Origin of the sequence: Paenibacillus sp. ALJ109b, from assembly GCF_010747435.1 — a bacterium.
GTDB classification, from domain to species: Bacteria; Bacillota; Bacilli; order Paenibacillales; family Paenibacillaceae; genus Paenibacillus; species Paenibacillus taichungensis.
The window spans coordinates 86032-105616 of record NZ_JAAIFP010000006.1; the positions used below are offsets into that span (position 1 = coordinate 86032).

The 19585-nt window shown below is 48.6% G+C and carries 15 protein-coding genes; all 15 read right to left on the reverse strand.

The genetic code is table 11. From position 1 onward, the window contains the following. Positions 1–23 precede the first annotated feature (23 nt). Positions 24–2231, reverse strand: coding sequence for a Stk1 family PASTA domain-containing Ser/Thr kinase (gene pknB / locus G3352_RS06630; RefSeq protein WP_163755170.1), 2208 nt, complete (start codon positions 2229–2231; stop codon positions 24–26). Further along, the gene (locus G3352_RS06635) at positions 2228–3004 is read right to left on the reverse strand and encodes a Stp1/IreP family PP2C-type Ser/Thr phosphatase (protein WP_063565604.1); all 777 of its coding nucleotides are present in this window, start codon (positions 3002–3004) and stop codon (positions 2228–2230) included. Before G3352_RS06635 ends, pknB begins: the two co-directional genes overlap by 4 nt. A 7-nt stretch (positions 3005–3011) precedes the next feature. Further along, complete coding sequence (gene rlmN, locus G3352_RS06640; RefSeq protein WP_063565754.1) at positions 3012–4052, reverse strand: dual-specificity RNA methyltransferase RlmN; 1041 nt, start codon at positions 4050–4052, stop codon at positions 3012–3014. 232 nt (positions 4053–4284) lie between these two features. Continuing rightward, positions 4285–5805, reverse strand: coding sequence for a 16S rRNA (cytosine(967)-C(5))-methyltransferase RsmB (gene rsmB, locus G3352_RS06645; protein WP_163755171.1), 1521 nt, complete (start codon positions 5803–5805; stop codon positions 4285–4287). Further along, on the reverse strand, positions 5802–6755 hold the full coding sequence (gene fmt / locus G3352_RS06650) for a methionyl-tRNA formyltransferase (RefSeq protein ID WP_163755173.1): 954 nt from the start codon (positions 6753–6755) through the stop codon (positions 5802–5804). Before fmt ends, rsmB begins: the two co-directional genes overlap by 4 nt. A 12-nt stretch (positions 6756–6767) precedes the next feature. After that, a complete protein-coding gene (gene def / locus G3352_RS06655; RefSeq protein ID WP_024631117.1) occupies positions 6768–7256 on the reverse strand; it encodes a peptide deformylase in 489 nt (162 codons plus the stop codon). 182 nt (positions 7257–7438) lie between these two features. Beyond that, the gene (priA, locus tag G3352_RS06660) at positions 7439–9988 is read right to left on the reverse strand and encodes a primosomal protein N' (RefSeq protein ID WP_163755174.1); all 2550 of its coding nucleotides are present in this window, start codon (positions 9986–9988) and stop codon (positions 7439–7441) included. 1 nt (position 9989) lies between these two features. Beyond that, positions 9990–11225: a bifunctional phosphopantothenoylcysteine decarboxylase/phosphopantothenate--cysteine ligase CoaBC gene (gene coaBC, locus G3352_RS06665; RefSeq protein WP_163755177.1), complete on the reverse strand. Its 1236-nt coding sequence runs from the start codon at positions 11223–11225 to the stop codon at positions 9990–9992. Between the two features lie 118 nt (positions 11226–11343). Then, the gene (gene rpoZ, locus G3352_RS06670) at positions 11344–11559 is read right to left on the reverse strand and encodes a DNA-directed RNA polymerase subunit omega (RefSeq protein WP_024631120.1); all 216 of its coding nucleotides are present in this window, start codon (positions 11557–11559) and stop codon (positions 11344–11346) included. A gap of 155 nt (positions 11560–11714) precedes the next feature. Then, the gene (gene gmk, locus G3352_RS06675) at positions 11715–12287 is read right to left on the reverse strand and encodes a guanylate kinase (protein WP_024631121.1); all 573 of its coding nucleotides are present in this window, start codon (positions 12285–12287) and stop codon (positions 11715–11717) included. Positions 12288–12300: 13 nt separating this feature from the next. After that, positions 12301–12561 (reverse strand): extracellular matrix/biofilm regulator RemA, encoded by a 261-nt coding sequence (gene remA, locus G3352_RS06680; protein WP_006209218.1) that lies wholly within the window; start codon positions 12559–12561, stop codon positions 12301–12303. 51 nt (positions 12562–12612) lie between these two features. Beyond that, complete coding sequence (locus G3352_RS06685; protein ID WP_163755179.1) at positions 12613–13512, reverse strand: YicC/YloC family endoribonuclease; 900 nt, start codon at positions 13510–13512, stop codon at positions 12613–12615. 19 nt (positions 13513–13531) lie between these two features. Next, on the reverse strand, positions 13532–15421 hold the full coding sequence (locus tag G3352_RS06690; protein ID WP_163755182.1) for a bifunctional homocysteine S-methyltransferase/methylenetetrahydrofolate reductase: 1890 nt from the start codon (positions 15419–15421) through the stop codon (positions 13532–13534). Positions 15422–15597: 176 nt separating this feature from the next. Then, positions 15598–16431, reverse strand: coding sequence for a diaminopimelate epimerase (dapF, locus tag G3352_RS06695; protein ID WP_163755184.1), 834 nt, complete (start codon positions 16429–16431; stop codon positions 15598–15600). A gap of 184 nt (positions 16432–16615) precedes the next feature. Beyond that, positions 16616–19480 carry a cation-translocating P-type ATPase gene (locus G3352_RS06700; protein ID WP_163755186.1) on the reverse strand — a complete coding sequence of 955 codons (2865 nt, stop codon included), beginning with the start codon at positions 19478–19480 and terminating at the stop codon, positions 16616–16618. Positions 19481–19585: the final 105 nt, after the last annotated feature.

Genomic DNA, 19585 nt, shown 5'->3' on the forward strand with positions numbered 1-19585 from the left:
TGAACGTCGGCAATAAGCCGCCCTTATGGACGGCTTGATGCGTTAACGACTTCCTTTTTCTTATCTTTTCCCTTGGCGAGACCATTTCCGTTCTTCATCGCAGAAGTATCTGCTTCGTCATGCTCCCCTTCACCCTCAACAGGTGTATCCGGTTCACCTTCCTGTTGTGTATCCACGGTGCCTTCATCACCACCACCGCCTTGTTCAGGCTCCTCCGTTGTTGGAGGTGGCTCTGCACCTTTCTCGGGCTCAATGGTAGGCACAACTACCGTTCCATTTTTGGCATCAATATAGGACACCAGATACGTATCCAGGAATTGGCCATCCCGATAGACAGAGACAACACCATCGACGTTTGGTGCCAGAACAAGCGGAATTGTCAGCGTTTGGGCAGACTTGATGCTCCGGGTTCCCCATTCCTGACTTTTGCCACGAGCATCCTCGAAAGTAATTCGAATTTTGCTGCTCTTTCCTACTTCTTTTGGCGAAACGTTAATGTTATAGGGGTAGTTCAATGCCTCTGGCGGATATCCAGTACTAATGAAAATGGTGATTTTATCACCAGGATTCACCTCTGCACCAGCTTCCACAGGCCATTGTTGTGTCACTTTGCCTTCATCTACGGTGTAGCTCGACTCTTCCTGAACCTGAGCAAGGACTAACCCAGCGGATTTGAGTATACTCTCTGCCTCACTTCGAGTACGGTTTTTCAAGTCCGGCATTTTTATTGTTTCGGAGCCTTTGCTCACGGTCAGAACAATCTGAACCTCTGCCGGATCGTATTCTACATTCACCCCAGGATTTTGGGATAGAACCGTCCCCGCCGATTTATCATTTGAATATTCATCCTTACGCTGAATCTGATCCTCTTTGATATCCAGTTCGGTGAGTTGTTTGACCGCCTCATCGTATGAAAGGTCTTTGAGATCAATCATCTTGGACAGTGCTTTTTCCGCCCCCACACTCAGCTGGACCTCAGAGCCTTCTTTGACGATATCGCCTTCATTCCTGCTCTGATCGAACACAATACCCGGTTCAACGCCTTCCTTGTACTCCCGGATGACATTATCACTGACAACAAGCCCGTTGTCCTGCAACATTTGGCGTGCCTTTTCTTCGGTCTGACTCACAACATTGGGCACCTTAACATCAGGCACAACAAGCATACCTTTCACGTACCACACAACTCCAACCATGGCGATAAGAATAAGCACGGTCAACGAGATCAGCAACGCTGGCTTCTTCCAGTTCTTTGTTTTGGTTTTGCCCTTGTTGTTATCTTGGTCAGACTCCATCACGGGTATAGCACCTGTGGATGTAACTCCACGTGGCTCCGGCTTGATCGCCGGCATAACACGGGTCTGATCGATATCATCCTCATCCGGAAAATCAATCTTCGTTTCATTACGTCTTTCCGGCATCAAGCAGGTTTCCAGATCCGTCTGCATTTCTTTGGCGGATTGGTAACGCTCCTGCGGATTTTTGCGCATGGATTTTAGAATAACGTTCTCTACGCTTTGCGGGATAAGTGGATTGAATTTGCGAGGTTCATCAAACTCTTCCTGCAAATGCTTCAAAGCAACGCTAATCGGACTCTCTCCCAGGAACGGAAGCTGCCCAGTCAGCATTTGATAGAGTACAATACCAAGAGAATATAAGTCCGACTTCTCGCCAGTCACGATGCCTTTGGCATGCTCAGGTGAGAAGTAATGTACGGAACCGACTACTGAGCCGGTCTGTGTAATTGTTGTGGACGTAACCGCACGGGCAATCCCGAAATCCGTTACTTTCACACGGCCATTACGACCAATCAATATATTATGTGGTTTGATATCCCGATGAATGATCTGATTATGATGTGCATGATCGAGAGCATCTGCAATCTGGGAGGCGATCCGAACTGCTTCGTCCACCTGCAGAGGCGCCCGTTCTTTAATAATTTCATTCAGGTTTTTACCTTCGACATATTCCATGACAATATAATGAACGTCATCTTCCTGTCCGACATCATAAACACTAACTACGTTAGGATGTGACAGCGAAGCTGCTGATTGTGCTTCTCTGCGGAAACGGCGGATAAACTCTTCGTCATGCACAAATTGCTGCCGTAACACTTTGATGGCAACGTTCCGGTTGAGCAACAGGTCCTGGGCCTTATATACAAGAGCCATGCCGCCACCGCCGACACGCTCGATCACTTCATAGCGTCCGCCTAGCTGGTGCCCAATCATGACTCACACCCCGTTTCCGATATCACGGAACCTTCCTTTTGCAGTTCGAATAATGCCACCGTAATATTGTCATCTCCTCCAGCAAGCAAAGCCAGCTGAAGCAGGCGATCGGCACGATCTTCCAATGCCAGTTCCAGATTACCTGCGACCTGAATGATCTGCTCATTGCTGACCAGATTACTAAGCCCATCACTGCACAGGAGAAGAACCTCGCCTTCTTCCAGCTTGACGGTATCCAGATCCACCTTCACTTCAGCATCTGTCCCAAGAGCACGTGTCAGCACATTGCGACGCGGATGATGAGAGACATCTTCTTTGCTGATCTGACCATTTTTGAACAATTCATTGACTAGTGTATGGTCCTCGGTCAACTGGATCACATGTTTGTTTGCAATTTTGTATGCTCTGCTATCACCGATGTGACCAATAACGCCTTCCGTATCATTTAATAACGCCGCAACCACGGTGGTTCCCATGTTGTGGTAATTATCATCCGAGGAGGCAGTACGGAAGATCACTTCGTTGGCATGCAAAATAGCATCGCTCAATGCGGCTGACAAAGACGCATGTGAAAGACCCGGCTCAAGCGTTCCCAGATCCTGCACCAACGTCTCTACCGCCAGACGGCTTGCTGTATCTCCTGCAAGATGTCCGCCCATACCATCGGCAACAATACCCAGAATATAACCTGTATCGAGATTTCGAATCCAGGATGAATCTTCATTCACCGAACGCACCCGTCCGATATGGCTCACATGAACTGTTTTGATCAAAACGTTCTCACCTCAACTCCATATGCTTTGCACGAAGCTGACCGCAAGCGGCAGCAATATCATGTCCCTGTTCACGACGAATGGTTACATTAACACCCTGCTCCGAGAGAATCTTTTGAAAATTAAAAATATCGCTTCTGGATGTTCTTACGTACTTGCGCTCAGGTACATGGTTGACCGGAATCAGGTTTACATGGCACAACATGTTCTTAAGCACGCTTGCCAGTTCTGCCGCATGTTCCGGCTGATCATTCACACCACCGATAAGTGCGTACTCAAACGTAATTCTGCGACCCGTTTTCGCCAAGTAATAACGCAATGACTCCATTACATCCTCAAAAGGAAAACGGCGGTTTACCGGCATCAATTTGGAACGCAATGCATCATTTGGCGCATGGATGGAGATAGCCAGGTTAATCTGTGTATCTTCATCTGCAAACTTGTAAATGTTAGGTACGATTCCACTTGTGGACACCGTGATATGGCGCTGACCGATATTCAGCCCTTTTTCGTGAATCATGATACGCAGGAACGTCATTGTTGCTTCATAGTTCTCAAAAGGTTCACCTGAACCCATGATTACGATGCTGCTGACCCGCTCACCACGTTCATCCAGAATTTTCTGGGCTTGCACAACCTGAGCGACAATTTCGCCAGCTGTAAGGTTACGTTTCAGTCCACCCAGCGTGGATGCACAGAACGTGCAGCCAATCCGGCAGCCAACCTGTGTTGTTACACAGATGCTGTTACCATAGTTGTGCTTCATGATAACTGTTTCGATCGCATGATCATCATGCAGACCGAACAGGAATTTCACCGTTCCATCTTTTGATTCAAACTTCGTAATTTCAGTAAGTGTAACGAATTCAAATTGTTCAGTCAGCTTTTCACGCAGCGCTTTGGACAAGTTCGTCATTTCACTGAAATCATTCACACGTTTCACATAAATCCAGTCGAAGATCTGACCACCGCGAAAAGCCGGCTCCCCGTTCTCAACAGCCCACTGTTGCAGCTCCTCCAGGGAATAATCATATATAAAAGGTTTCATTTTGTTGTCAACACCTATTCCTTCTTTTCTTTTCATTCTTCCTATTCTATCACAAAGACCACGTTACATCCATGTATACCCTTGATGCCTGTACTTCATGCATTATAACACCTCAATGCCTGCATCGCACCCTATCATCACATTTTACTGATGTTGAACACCTTCAGTCTAATCACAAAGAAATCCGCCGAAGTTCCCCTCGGCGGCTATCCTTCAGTGCTCTATTAAACTGTTAATCCGCTATCCTTGTCAACCTGGCAATGAAAAATCCGTCACTGTGAGCGTACTGTGGCAGGATCTGCACACCACCGTTCACAACCTTCCAATCGGCTGTCTCCATACCAGACCAAGCAGAGTCTTCAGCGGCTTTGTATTCCGAATGCCGGTCCAAAAAGTCTGCGACCCTATGCTCGTTCTCCGCAGGCTCGATTGTACACGTACTATATACCAGAATACCACCCGGCTTTAATAGCGGTGCAACCCGATCCAGCAGTTCACGTTGAAGATTGGAGATATTCTGGATATCTTCCGCAGTTTTCGTCCATTTGACATCCGGCTTGCGGCGAATAACACCTAGACCAGAACATGGTGCATCCAGCAGAATGCGGTCAAATGACGCCTCAGGATAACGCTCATCCAGATCAAGTGCATCCCCTGTTACAGCATCAATACAGCTAAGTCCCAGACGATCTGCCTGATCCATGATCAACTGACGTTTGTGAGCATGTACATCATTGGCCACAATTCGTCCACGGTCCTGCATTTTCTCCGCCATATGGGCTGTCTTTCCGCCAGGAGCTGCACAGCAGTCCAATACAGTCTGACCATCTTCAGGCCCAACTGCCTCGGCTACAAGCATGGAACTTTCATCCTGAACAGACAGCAGGCCATCCCGATACCAGGACGTAAGTGCCATGTTGCCACCACTGCGAACGAGAATACCGTCTGGACTAAGCCGGGAAGGTTCCACGATAGCACCCGTGCTCTCCATCTCCAGCATTAATTTCTCACGTGTAGTCATTGTCTTGTTCACACGAACACTAACCGCAGGCGGTTCATTATTTGCACGGCAAATCGCTTCCGCTGTCTCTTCGCCATATTGGCTGATCCAGCGTTCGACCATCCACAGCGGGTGTGAATGCTCCAGTGAGATACGTTCAGCTGCAGGCAAATGTTCGGGAATGCGCAGTTCATCACGATTGCGAATCATGTTCCGTAGAACGCCATTCACCATACCGGAGATGCCCTGATGACCTAATTTCTTAGCCAAGTTGACGGCTTCACTCACCACCGCGTGTTCCGGAATACGGTCCAGATATAACATCTGGTACACGCTGATGCGCAGCAGGCTGCGAACCCAAGGTTGCAGCTTGGATACACCTTTGGCTACATAGCGTTCCAGAAAATAATCAAGGGTATTCCGTCTCGCGATCGTACCATAAACCAACTCTGTAGCTAGTCCGGCATCTGCCGGACTTAGCTCGGCCTCTTTCAGACGCCGGTTCAGCTCAAGGTTGCTGTATGCTCCTTCTTGCTCAACGGCGCTGAGTACCTTTACAGCGAGTGCACGAGCAGATGTTTTGGGCCGCTCCGAGCGTGATGTACCGTTGGCCGAAGCTGGGGACGCAGATAAATTTCCTGTCCGACCCGATTTCCCCTGGTTGGGACGAGGTTTATTTCCTCCACGCCCGGACGTATTTCCTGCGACTTTATGACCATTTCCTGACGGACGGCCCGGTGTATTTCCGCTCATTGCAGCACCGTTCCTGGTTTCAGAGTGCCACCACGGGCAAAGTCAGCAGCTTGCATTACTTTTTTTCCTGCGGGCTGAACCTCAGTAAGCCAGAGAGAACCGTCACCTGTGCTAACTTCAATGCCGTTTTTGCCCAATTGTAACACCGTTCCCGGCTTAGCTTGTCCAGCATTCGAAGAAGAGAGTACATCCGCCTGCTTCGGATTTGCTGCTGCCCAGACCTTGAAGACCTGCTCATCCCACATCGTAAATGCACCCGAGAACGGCACAAGACCGCGAATTTGATTAAATAATTCACGCGACGTGCGATTCCAGTCCATCTTCTCGTCATCCCGAGTCAGATTACGAGCATACGAAGCCTCGGCTTCATCCTGTGGAACAGCCGTTGTTTCGCCTGCAATCAGCCTCGGCATTTCTTCTTGAAGCAATTTGGAGCCTGCTTCACTGAGCTTTACAAACATGGACCCTGACGTATCTTCATCCGTAATCGCTACTTCCACACGTGAGATCATATCTCCCGTATCCAAGCCTTCCGCCATAAACATCAGTGTAACTCCCGTCACTGGCTCTCCATTAATAATGGAGCGTTGAATCGGGGCACCACCGCGATATTTTGGCAAAAGAGAGCCATGCACGTTCACACATCCACGAACGGGCATATCCAGCACAGCTTTGGGCAGAATCTGCCCAAAAGCCGCAGTCACAATCAGATCCGGTTTCCATTCAGCCAATTGGGCTACAGCTTCTGAAGCACGCAGTTTCACTGGTTGAAATACAGGCAGGCCGTGGCGTTCTGCCGCAGCCTTGACTGGTGTTGGTGTAAGTACCTTTTTACGGCCCTGTGGTTTATCTGGCTGTGTTACTACCCCAACCACGTTATATCCCTCGGCTATAAGCATATCGAGAGACGGAACTGCAAATTCAGGCGTTCCCATAAAAACAATATTCAAATCGATCACTCCTTAGTTACGACGCGGCCCGGTTTGATCGGCTGCAATTTCGTATACCTTTTCAGCAATATCCGTAAAGAGTACGCCGTCCAAATGGTCAATCTCATGCTGGAATGCGCGTGACAACAATCCGCTTCCCGTAATAATCAGTTCCTTGCCTTCGCGGTCCAGCCCTTTGACTGTAACTGTCTCGAAACGACGCACATCACCGTTAATACCAGGAATACTCAAGCATCCTTCGGGTCCAAATTGCTCTCCCTCGCTCGAAATAATCTCCGGATTGATCATCTTGATCAGGCCCTGCTCATCTCCGCAATCGATCACAATCAGGCGTTTCAAAATACCAACCTGTGGTGCAGCCAGACCTACGCCTTCTGCGTCATACATCGTATCTGCCATATCATCCAGCAGTTTCTGTACATTGGGTGTGACTTTGGTTACTTCTTTAGCTCTTTTGTGTAGTACCTCATCCGGTTCTTTCACGATAATACGAATAGACATGTTGTAAGCACCTTCCTAATCCTCATCATAATTTCAGGACATCAGGCTCATTTCAAAAATAAGTACTGATTTTCTGCTATGTAGCAGGTATCAAAAACTGATTTTAAGATCGAGCCATCATTCATGTTGTTTTTAATCTATGTTTATACCGCTTGTTTACATCCGCATTTTACTACAAATGCTCACATTAACATTTGCGGGTCTACATCCAGACTAATTTGCAGTTTTTGTGCCTGAACATCGTCGTCCATGCGCCGGGCCGTCGCGAGCGCCAGTCCAATGGCGTCGACATCCCCCCGCCATTTTATCATACATTGGAATCTGTATCTATTCTTGATCCGAGGAATCGGTGATGCTACCGGGCCAAGCACATCAAAGGCATCATTACTGAAACGGTCCAAACTGCCTAACCAGCCAGCAGCATTTGCCTTTTCTTTCAGTATTCGTGTGTAGTTCTCAGCCAGCCGGATCAGTACCGGAAGCTGCTCATGTGAGAAGGTCACCAAAATCAGGCGGCAGTATGGCGGATACTGCAAATTGCGCCGATGCAATAATTCCTCACGGACAAACGAAACATAGTCATGCTGGCTCGCATGCCCAATCGAATAGTGCTCTGGTGTATAGGACTGTACGAATACCTCGCCCGGCAGTTGATGTCGACCAGCACGGCCCGCCACCTGGGTGAGCAGCTGAAATGTTTTTTCGGCAGCCCGGAAATCCGGCAAATTAAGTGCCGAGTCTGCTGTGATGACACCAACCAAGGTGACATCAGGAAAATCAAGCCCTTTCGCGACCATTTGGGTACCCAACAATACGTCTGCCTTTTTCTCACGAAACTGCTTTAATAACTTCTCATGCGAACCTTTTTCGCTCGTTGTATCCACGTCCATCCGAATGACGCGAATACCCGGGAATAACTTCGCCAATTCTTCCTCTACCCGCTGTGTACCTGTACCGAAATATCGAATATGCTCACTACCGCAATCCGGACACACTTCTGGTGCTGCTTCCGCATATCCACAATAGTGACAACGAAGATTGTTTGAGCGCTGATGGTAGGTTAATGAAATATCACACTCGGGACAGCCTGCAACGTAACCACAACTGCGGCACATTACAAAGGTAGAATAGCCACGTCGATTCAGCAAAAGCACGGTCTGTTCCCCGCGTTCCAACCGCTCTTCCAATCCTTTGTGCAAGGCGCGGCTGAACATCGAGCGATTACCGTCCTTCAACTCTTCGCGCATATCAACAATCCGTACCTCCGGCAGCTTATTACCAAGTGCGCGGGTAGGCATTTCCAACAAAAGTGGTGCAAAATCATCATTGCTCTGCGAACGAGCAGCATAGTAACTTTCCAGCGAAGGTGTCGCTGAACCTAGGACAACGACCGCCTGGTGCTGCTGTGCTCTTTTTACCGCCACATCACGGGCATGATATTTGGGGGTTTCTTCCTGTTTATATGAAGTCTCGTGCTCCTCGTCCATAATGATCAGACCAAGACGACTAAACGGAGCAAAGACTGCTGAACGGGCGCCAATGGCAACTTTCACCTGGCCTTCCCTAATTTTGCGCCACTCATCATAACGCTCCCCACCAGACAGACGACTGTGCATCACAGCAACCTGGTCACCAAAACGTCCTTTAAAACGCTCAACCATCTGCGGTGTCAATGCAATCTCGGGTACAAGCACAATTGCCTGTCGATCCTGTTCAATACAGCGCTGAATCGTCTGGAGGTATACTTCCGTCTTGCCGCTGCCTGTTACACCATGAAGCAAAAAGACGCCATGGCGCCTTTCCTGTAATCGACCATTGATATTGTTATAGACAAGCTGCTGTTCGTCGGTCAGATTCAGTGGCTCGGTCGCACGAAACTTACGTCCCTGATAAGGGTCACGAAAGACTTCGACGTCCTCCGTCACAACCAACCCTTTCTCCTCAAGCCCTTTGACTGTAGCCGCTGATACCTGAAGTGTGGACAGCAATTCTTTCATCGCCATCGGCAACAGTTCTTTCATTTCCAGCAAGAAAACCAAAACTTCCTTCTGCCTTTGCGCCTTTGCCGGGAATGAAGTCAATGCCTCTTCCGCAGCCACTGCATCCACAGCAAGATTAATGGATTTCATCGTTTTTTTATTCAGCTTGTCCTTAATCGCCTGACTTTCCAGCAGGACACCACTGAGCAACAACTTCTTGATCAGCGCAGCATGGTTGGGGTATTTACGACTCAATTGTTGGAGGGGAACCTGCCCACGACTCTTCACAAAACGAATAATATCTTGCTGCACTTTTTCTGAAGTCGATTCTTCTCCCCACACAAAAAGAACTTCTTCACCTGATGTCGAACCTGTCATTTGTCCATCCAGGGCATCTCCAAGTGAGATATACCGTTCTGCTTTCCCTTTCAGCGCAGTCGGGACCATCACCTGCAAAGACAAAATGCGGTTGCTGGCATAACGTTCACTCATCCACTCGGCTAATTCAACCAAATCTTCAGACAACGGTGGAACGATATCCAGCAATTCCTGAATCGGTTTGAGTTTGAAAGTCTCCGTACCCGTGCGAGGCACCAGATCAATTACGAAACCCTGCACCGTCCGATGACCAAAAGGTACACCTACCCTGCTGCCTATCTCAATCCATTCACGCATGGATTCCGGCACCAGATAATCAAACGGCCGGTCCGTTTCCTTCACAGGAACATCGACAATAACCTTGGCGATCTCCATATTAATTCCTCCCGGCAATGCGCTCCGCCGCAATCGAAAGCAACCGGCGAGCCACCTCTTCCTTGGCCACCACCTGAAGCTCTTCCACCAAACCTTCACGGTCATAGATGTGCACCGCGTTGGTATCTGTTCCAAATCCGGCACCCGCCTGGGTGACATCATTGGCTACGATCAGATCACAGTTTTTCCGTTCCAGTTTCTCACGTGCATACATTTCTAATGAATTTGTCTCCGCAGCAAAACCAATCAAAAATTGATGACTCTTCTGCTTGCCCAGCGTTTCAAGAATATCTATATTTTTAATAAGTTCAAGCGATAATGTATCGCCTTTCTTCTTGATTTTCTCCGTGTACACTTCCTTGGGGCGATAATCCGCAACAGCCGCGGCCTTAACCACGATATCTGCACCATCCCACTCACTTGCTACCGCATCATACATATCCTGCGCAGACTGTACCGGGATCACCTTTACATTGGCTGGCGGCTGAACCTGGGTATTTCCCATAACCAAAGTCACATCTGCCCCCAGATCACGCGCTGTCGCTGCAATGGCAAAACCCATTTTTCCAGAGGAATCATTGGTAATATATCTCACCGGATCAATGCGTTCGATGGTACCTCCTGCAGTGACCACAACCTTCTTCCCGCTCAACAAAGAAAGCTGTTCGTTACGTTCCCGTTTGGCAGACTCCTGCTGTTCAAAAAAACGTTCCACCACATCGACAATTGTCTCTGGTTCTTCCAAACGTCCTTTGCCCACATACCCGCACGCCAGTTGACCTTCACCCGGTTCAATCATCATCGTTCCGCGCTCCGTTAACAGGCACATATTATGCTGCACAGCCGGATGATCATACATATGTACATTCATCGCTGGCGCAATCATCACCGGTGCAGTGGTTGCAAGCAAGGTTGTAGAGAGCATATCATCAGCCATCCCATGTGCCATTTTGGCAATCACATTGGCTGTTGCCGGAGCAACCAAAACAAGATCGGCCATATCAGCCAGATGGATATGCGAAACGACCGAAGGCTCCCGCTCATCAAATGTATCACTATATACCACATTTCGGGTCAAGGTTTGCAGCGTTAATTCGGTAATAAACTGTTTCGCGGAATTCGTCATAATGACATGAACGTCCGCTCCTTTTTGCACCAGCCTGCTGCATAATGTAGCCGCTTTGTATGCGGCTATGCCGCCAGTCACACCAAGCACGATTTTTTTACCGTTCAACATGGTTATCCCCCCGATATACGACGTTTATAATGATGAATAGAGAAAAAAATAACAACCTCGCGGTTGTCAAATAAATCCGGCTTGCGCCGTATGCAGTTGAAGAGCAGCCGCAGGCGGCTTACTCTTCTTCCTCTTCGTCCTGTCCTTTGATGACAACGAGCAGATCACCATAAATTTCTTCAAGTGCAACGCCAACCTGTTTATGGGATCTGGCATTTCTCAAATCCGTTTTCTCACCTTCACGAAGCTGTCTTGCCCGGCGGGAAGCGGCAACAACAAGGGAATACTTGCTGTCGACTTTGTTCATCATTTCATCAATAGAAGGATACAGCATATTTACAAAACACCTCTTTGCATTAGTATAATCACAATTCGCCGCCTGACGGAATCATGGTGCACCGCTGGATACACTAACCAGACTGGAGCTGCTCTACATATATACTATGACAGCAGCTCCACTGATTATCGCATTTTGCGGCGGCAAATGGATTATTTATTGATCTTACAATGTTCGGCGATAATGATGCTTTCTATTCGTTTACACGCCAAATCAATTTCATCATTAACGACAGCGTAATCGTACTGCTCCAGCAGACTGATCTCATCTACCGCGACGGACATCCGATGATCAATCGTCGCCTGACTTTCCGTACCACGGCCCTGAATGCGATCTTTAAGCTCGTCCAATGAAGGAGGCAACAGAAATACAAAGATCCCTTCCGGGAACTTTTCTTTCACTTTCAACGCGCCTTGAACTTCAATCTCAAGGATGATGTCCCGGCCTTCGTTAATCGTTTTCTCCACAAAATCACGCGGTGTTCCGTAATAATTCCCTACATATTCTGCGTGTTCCAACAATTGATCTTCAGCAATCATGTTCAGGAATTCTTCATGACTTCTGAAGAAATAATTGACGCCATGTTCCTCACCCAGACGTGGCTGACGAGTCGTTGCCGATACAGAATAAATCAATTCCGGCACCCGTTTGCGCAAAGCGCTGCATACTGTACCCTTCCCGACCCCAGATGGGCCGGACAACACTACCAGTAATCCCTTAGACATATTACACTCCATTTTATTCGTCGTTGTCATCATCTTTCGAAGAAAGACGATGGGCGACCGTTTCTGGCTGAACCGCAGACAGAATGACATGATCGCTATCCGTAATAATCACGGCACGAGTACGTCTTCCGTATGTTGCGTCTATCAGCATATGACGGTCTCTTGCCTCTTGTATAATTCTCTTGATCGGCGCCGATTCCGGACTCACGATGGATATAATCCGGTTCGCCGATACGATGTTACCGAATCCAATGTTAATGAGTTTGATTGCCATAATCAGGTTCTTCCCCCTATACATGCGACTCTTTTGCCGAAATATGACCGTTCATTCGATATTCGCCGCTTGCTCACGAATTTTCTCCAGTTCCGCCTTCATCTCGACAACACGGTTCACCAGAGCCAAATGGTTGGCTTTTGATCCAATCGTATTGACTTCCCTATTCATCTCCTGAATAAGAAAGTCCAACTTGCGGCCTACTGGCTCATCACTTTTCAGCAGCTCCCTGCTCTGTCCAAAGTGACTCAGTAGACGCGTAAGCTCTTCCTCTATGTTAGAACGATCGGCAAACATAGCAATTTCCATACCCAATTTATGCTCGTCAAAAGGGAAAGAGCCTTCTTCCTGCATTTCCGTAAGCCTTTGTCTTAACTTGTTGCGATGATCACTCACCACAGTCGGCGCAAGAGCAAGCATCTCGGTATGCAGTGATTCCAGACGACTGACACGTCGTTCCAGATCACTGGCCAGATGAAGACCCTCGCGGGCGCGCATCTGCTCCAGACCGGATAAAGCCTCTTCCAACCCCTGCTGCAGGACACTTTCCCATTCGTCCTTCTGCTCTTCCGGAAGAGAACTCGTCCCATCCGAATGAACCATGACATCTGGAAGTGCCAGCATATCCATAATACTCGGTTTGCCCTGCATACCATAGCGGCTCTCCAATTGCTCTGCGGCCTGAAGATAGGCCCTGACCGCCTGCTCATTCAGAACAGCGGGAAGAGCCTGGTCTTCATCTTTTTCTTTCATTACATAAACATCAATCCGCCCACGTTTTAAGCGGCTCTGTACCTTTTTCCTCAATCCGTCTTCATAACACGTCCACTCTCTTGGGAGACGCATCATCACTTCGCAATAACGATGATTGACAGACTTGATTTCCAATTGTACCTTATAGCCTCCAAAATGAAAGGCGGATTGACCGTATCCGGTCATACTGAATGACATCGGCATCACATCCGTTACACTATTGTAATTGATTATTAGGGTTGAAACAAGTAGGACATTGATGCTCCGAATTCTCCCACACATATTGGGTCAGTTCGGCCGTCATACTATAGAACATAAATGGAGTCATTAAATAGATTCCTTTGAAATGTTTTGTTGCTACATCCAGAAGCTCCTTGGCGATCTTCACACCCATTGCTCGACCTTCTTCGCCTTCGAGACCAGCCATCCGGGAACGCACTTCATCCGACAGCTGAATACCCGGAACCTCATTATGCAGATATTCGGCATTTCGTCCGCTTGCTAAGGGCATTACCCCTACAAAGATCGGCACATTCAGATGCTTGGTGGCTTCATGCATGGCTACGATTAGTTCAGGATCGTATATCGGCTGCGTCATAATATAATCGGCTCCGGAAGCAATCTTTTTCTCAAGCCGCTGTACAGCCTTATCCAGATGTTTCACATTTGGGTTAAATGCGGCACCGATAACAAATCCCGCCTTCTGCTTGAGCGGTTTACCGGAGAAGGATACGCCGTCGTTCAACTGCTTGATCATACGTATAATTTCAAAAGAAGTTAGATCGTATACCGAGCTTGATCCGGGTAAGTCACCAAATCGTGCAGGGTCACCTGTTACAGCAAGTACATGATTAATACCTAGAGCATCAAATCCCATCATGTGCGATTGTGTCCCGATCAGATTCCGGTCACGACATGCAATATGCACCAGTGGGCGCAAACCTGTACGGTCCTGAACAAGATGGCCGAGAGCCATATTACTCATCCGGGTAACCGCTAGGGAATTATCAGCCAATGTTAACGCATCTGCACCAGCCGCTTTCAATGTCTCGGCACCTTTCATAAACTTCGCAATGTCGAGATCACGCGGTGGGTCAAGTTCGACGATGACCGTATGCCGTTGTTTGACCAGATCCACAATCGTAGGCTGCCCACCCCGTCCAGACCGTTCATCTACATTCTCATGCAGGATAATACGCGGTTTCGACTCGGATGGATCAGGTTCCAGTATTGGAACAGGAGTGTATTCAACAAGAGCCTGGGCAATTGCCGCGATATGATCAGGTGTTGTACCACAGCAGCCTCCGATGATACGTGCGCCCAGATCAGCGAATTGCACTGCCGTCTGTCCGAAATATTCCGGGGACGCTCCATAACGGAACTGACCATCGACGTAATCCGCTGCACCCGCATTCGGGTAAACAGACATTGGGACACCGATACGGCCTGACACCGTCTCCATCGCCCGCATAATTCCGTTTGGACCGGAACGGCAGTTGAAACCAATGACGTCAGCCCCTTGCTCACGCATGATTCGGAAAGCTTCTGGCATCGTATATCCATCCAGTGTGTGCCCTACATCCTCAACAGCGAACTGTCCAATCACGGGCAGATCACTCAGCTTGCGAGCCTGCAGGAGGGCGATATCCATCTCCTCGATATCATAAAAGGTTTCGAGCAGAATACCGTCTACTCCTTCATCGAGCAGCGCAAAAATCTGTTGCTGATAGAAACGCTTCAATTCACTTGTTGATACGTTCGTCCGCTTTCCTCCACGAATGGAGCCAACCGCGCCCAGAACATAACCGTTTGCGCCAGCTACTTCTTTGGCGATACGCACACCTGCACGGTTGACATCCTCGACCTTGGACTCCAGACCAAACTTTGACAACTTATCGTAATTGGCAGAGTACGTATTGGTTTCATGAATTTCCGTACCTGCATCGCGGTAACGACGATGCACATCTGCCACCACTTCAGGTGATATCAAGTTCAACTCTTCATAAGAAATCCCTACCGGGAATCCCATCTGATACAGGAAAGTTCCCATCGCCCCATCCCCTATGAGGACCCGTTCCTGCATTACACTGCGTAAATCCGCCTTCATCCCTTTTCCCCCCGCCTGACTGATCATTTCATACTAATGTAACACAAAAAACATCTGAAAACGAAGAAAAACACAGGTTTTTCGTGAAATTCAGTTTCTATAACCCTCTGGACTAGTAGGAATTCATATAATTGCAAAAAAAGAGGCCCTAAGGCCTCCTCATTTAAACGTATTCTTTACGAAGTGACTCCCTTGAAAACAACTTCAGCAGGTCCAGTCATGTACACGTGGTTGTCGGTTTCGTTCCACTCAATATGAAGATCGCCGCCCTTGAGGCTGATCACCGCTGTGCGATCCGTATGTCCGTTCAGAACGGATGATACTAGTGTTGCGCAAGCTCCGGTTCCACAGGCAAGTGTTGGTCCAGCACCGCGTTCCCACACACGCATGTCCACATAGCCGCGATCGCGAACCGTTGCGAACTCTACATTGATTTTTTTCGGGAACATGGGATGAACCTCAAGTAGTGGCCCCCATGTCGAGAGATCAAAATTCACAGCATCATCCACATAAATGACTGCATGAGGATTACCCATGGAGACTGCCGTAAATTTGAACTCCTGTCCATTTGCTTCGATGGAATGATCCACCACCGGATTGGCATCCACGGTGGTTGGAACCTGAAGTCCATTCAGGATAGGCTCTCCCATATCCACACGAACGGTTTCCACTTTACCATCACGAATGTTCAAGCTTACTGGTTGTACACCCGCACCGATGGTTTCTATCGTAATCTGTTCTTGGGTCACATGGCCGTGATCATATACATATTTGGATACACAGCGTATGGCATTGCCACATTGCTCTGCTTCCGAGCCGTCCGAGTTCATGATGCGCATCTGAAAATCCGCCTTCTCTGAAGGCAGTATATAAACCAGGCCATCCGCACCGATGCCGAAGAAACGGTTGCACCATTTTACAGCCAATTCTGCGGCATCAGCCGGAAGCTGTTGTTCTCCAAACACAACAATAAAATCGTTGCCGAGTCCGTGCATTTTTGTAAATTCCATAACCTTGCCCACTCCTTTTGGCAGTCTGCTGCCAAAGCGTTATTCTTACTTCTCTACAGGATACCCTGGATATTCATATCCAACATTCCCAATAAAAAAAGCTATCCTGCAAAATGCCGAGGAATCTCGCCTCGAATCATTTTGAGGATAGCATAACGAAAACGATAAGCAATTGCTATTGATTTTATGCCGAAAACTTTGTACTTTTCGGTACGAAGCGCCCAGGGCCCATGCGGCGACGGTTGCGACGACCTCCCCACACGCTGCCCACTCCCATGAGGAAGGTTGGAATACCTGCGGCAACGATGGAAATGGCCCATTCACGCATACCCAGGGGTACGGTTTTGAAGATAGGCTGCAACGGCTCTAAATACATGACCGCCAGCATCAGCACGATAGATGAAATGACTGCAAACACCAGATATTTATTCTGCAATGGATTCCGGTGGAAAATGGAACGGGAACTACGGCAGTCAAATACATGAATGAGTTGTGCCAAAACGAGTGTAGCAAAGGCAACAGATTGAGCTTTAATCAGCTGACCCGGTTGATCTGGCGCGGCCTGTAAGGTAAGCCAGAACGCCCCGAGTGTACAAAGTCCGATCAATACACCCCGACTGACAATTTTCCAGCCCAGTCGTCTGGCAAAAATATTTTCTTTGGAACCACGCGGCTTGTGTTCCATCAGATCTTTTTCCGGCTGATCCACACCGAGCGCCATTGCTGGCAATCCATCCGTTACCAGGTTGACCCACAGAATCTGAATCGGCACGAGTGGCAAAGGTAATCCCATCATCATCGCGAAAAACATCGTTAAAATCTCGCCAACATTGGATGCCAGCAAATAGCGGATAAACTTGCGGATGTTCTCATAAATATTACGTCCTTCTTCAATTGCAGCTACTATAGTAGAAAAATTATCGTCACTCAGAATTAACGCCGAAGCTTCCTTCGTCACATCCGTGCCCGTTATTCCCATGGCAATACCGATGTCTGCTGCTTTAATAGCTGGTGCGTCGTTCACGCCATCTCCAGTCATCGCTACGACATGTCCTTTGCGCTGCAATGATTTTACAATCCGCAGTTTGTGCTCAGGCGATACTCGTGAGAACACGTAAATGCCCTCCACCTGTTTATCCAGTTGCTCGTCCGTCATGCCCGCCAATTGCTGGCCGCTAAGTGAAGCCCCACCTCGTGGAAGGATACCCAACTGCTGGGCGATAGCCTCTGCGGTTGTGCCATGATCGCCGGTAATCATAACGGTACGTATGCCTGCTCTGCGACAAGTCGCAATTGCATCCCGTGCCTCACGCCGCGGTGGATCAATCATGCCTGCAAGCCCGACAAAGACGAGTTGGCTCTCGGCAGCATGTTCATTCTCCACTTTTTCATCCGGCCGTACATCGCGGTAAGCCATTCCGAGAACCCGCAGTGCAGAACCCGCCATACTCTCGTTCGCCGCCATGACTTTCTGCCGCAGCGTTCCTGTGAAAGGTACAACATTGCCTTCCCACAAAATGTAGCTGCATTGCCCAATGAGCACATCTGGTGCACCCTTAGTGTAGATCGTGCGCCCACCCTGATGATGAACCAAGACGGACATCCGCTTCCGATCAGAATCGAACGGAAATTCCTGCTCACGTGCATATAACTCTTTGAGACCAGCTGGGGTAAGCCCCATTTTGGAGGCCAGTGTTACGAGTGCCCCTTCCGTAGGGTCGCCTTTCAGCTCCCATACCACGCTGTCTTCCTTGACCGCTTCATTAACATGATCTTTCTTTGTACTTTTCTTCGCTTCTTTCTTACTATCCTTATTTGTCTCTTTGCCTTTCTTTTTATTCCGCATCTCATCTGCAACACTCTCGATAATACTGGCATTGTTACATAGTGCGCTGATCTGAAGCATTCTCCGCAATGTCTGGTCACTCTTCAGTTCCAAGGTACGACCATTCTCCAGCATCTGTCCTTCCGGTGCATAACCATCTCCTGTGACCTTGATGCTGCGTCCCTCCAGCCACACGTCCGTAACCGTCATCTTGTTCTGGGTCAACGTACCCGTTTTATCCGAACAGATGACCGAGGCACAACCAAGGGTTTCGACGGAGGGAAGCTTGCGCACAATCGCTTTTCGCTTGATCATACGCTGTACACCCAGGGCTAGCGCAATCGTTACAATCGCTGGTAACCCCTCTGGTATGGCGGCAACTGCAAGACTGACCCCTGCCAGAAACATGCCTACTGCCGGTTGTCCATGCAGAATTCCTGCAACAACAACCATGACGGTTAATCCGAGCGCCACAAAAATCAAAATTTTACCCAGCTGTTCCAGCCTGTGTTGCAGCGGTGTTTCCTGTTCCTCTGTATTCTGGATCAGGTCGGCGATTTTGCCCATCTCGGTATCCATGCCTGTCCGGATCACAACGCCCTTGGCTGTACCGCGAGTGACCATCGTCCCCATGAATCCAATGTTCTTCTGATCTCCTAGCGGTACGTCATCCGCTGCGATGGGATGGCAATGTTTGCTTACAGGAACTGATTCCCCGGTGAGCGCAGATTCCTCCACATCGAGGCTATTTGTGGACAGCCAGCGCACATCGGCAGGAATACGATCACCACTCTCCACAAGCACGATATCCCCAGGCACCAGAAGTTTGGCTGCAAGATGAGCTTCCTGACCCGACCTTAACACTTTGGCCAGTGGGGCCGACAATTGTTTCAATGCACGAAGGGAACGCTCCGCCCGGAATTCTTGTACGAATCCAAGAATGGCATTAAGGACGATGATGGCAACAATCGTTACAGCATCCAAGTATTCTCCAAGCAATCCGGACACCAGTGTGGCTCCCATCAACACCAGAACCATGAAGTCCTTAAATTGATTAAGCAATAATGTAATTGGAGATATGCGCTTTCCTTCACTCAGCTCATTCGAACCGGCGGCCTTCCTCTTTTCTGCTGCAGTTTCTTCGGTTAACCCTTCCTCAAGACTGACGCCAAGAGTGTTACGAAGCTCTTCAACGCTTAGTTGGTGCCACTTGGTATGTTCCATGCTTCAAAATTCCCTCCCAGTCTGTATTTCCTCTGTAAAACGTCACACCTACTTCACCGGCTATGCTAATCAACAGGTTGTACGCGATGCCGGACAAACTACCTG

Coding starts and splice junctions, on each gene's coding strand:
- rlmN (WP_063565754.1), bottom strand. CDS start 4,052: ATGAAACCTTTTATATATGATTATTCCCTGGAGGAGCTGCAACAGTGG.
- gmk (WP_024631121.1), bottom strand. CDS start 12,287: ATGTCTAAGGGATTACTGGTAGTGTTGTCCGGCCCATCTGGGGTCGGG.
- G3352_RS06700 (WP_163755186.1), bottom strand. CDS start 19,480: ATGGAACATACCAAGTGGCACCAACTAAGCGTTGAAGAGCTTCGTAAC.
- G3352_RS06690 (WP_163755182.1), bottom strand. CDS start 15,421: ATGAAGGCGGATTTACGCAGTGTAATGCAGGAACGGGTCCTCATAGGG.
- pknB (WP_163755170.1), bottom strand. CDS start 2,231: ATGATTGGGCACCAGCTAGGCGGACGCTATGAAGTGATCGAGCGTGTC.
- G3352_RS06685 (WP_163755179.1), bottom strand. CDS start 13,512: ATGTCATTCAGTATGACCGGATACGGTCAATCCGCCTTTCATTTTGGA.
- remA (WP_006209218.1), bottom strand. CDS start 12,561: ATGGCAATCAAACTCATTAACATTGGATTCGGTAACATCGTATCGGCG.
- rpoZ (WP_024631120.1), bottom strand. CDS start 11,559: ATGCTGTATCCTTCTATTGATGAAATGATGAACAAAGTCGACAGCAAG.
- def (WP_024631117.1), bottom strand. CDS start 7,256: ATGTCTATTCGTATTATCGTGAAAGAACCGGATGAGGTACTACACAAA.
- coaBC (WP_163755177.1), bottom strand. CDS start 11,225: ATGTTGAACGGTAAAAAAATCGTGCTTGGTGTGACTGGCGGCATAGCC.
- rsmB (WP_163755171.1), bottom strand. CDS start 5,805: ATGAGCGGAAATACACCGGGCCGTCCGTCAGGAAATGGTCATAAAGTC.
- priA (WP_163755174.1), bottom strand. CDS start 9,988: ATGGAGATCGCCAAGGTTATTGTCGATGTTCCTGTGAAGGAAACGGAC.
- dapF (WP_163755184.1), bottom strand. CDS start 16,431: ATGGAATTTACAAAAATGCACGGACTCGGCAACGATTTTATTGTTGTG.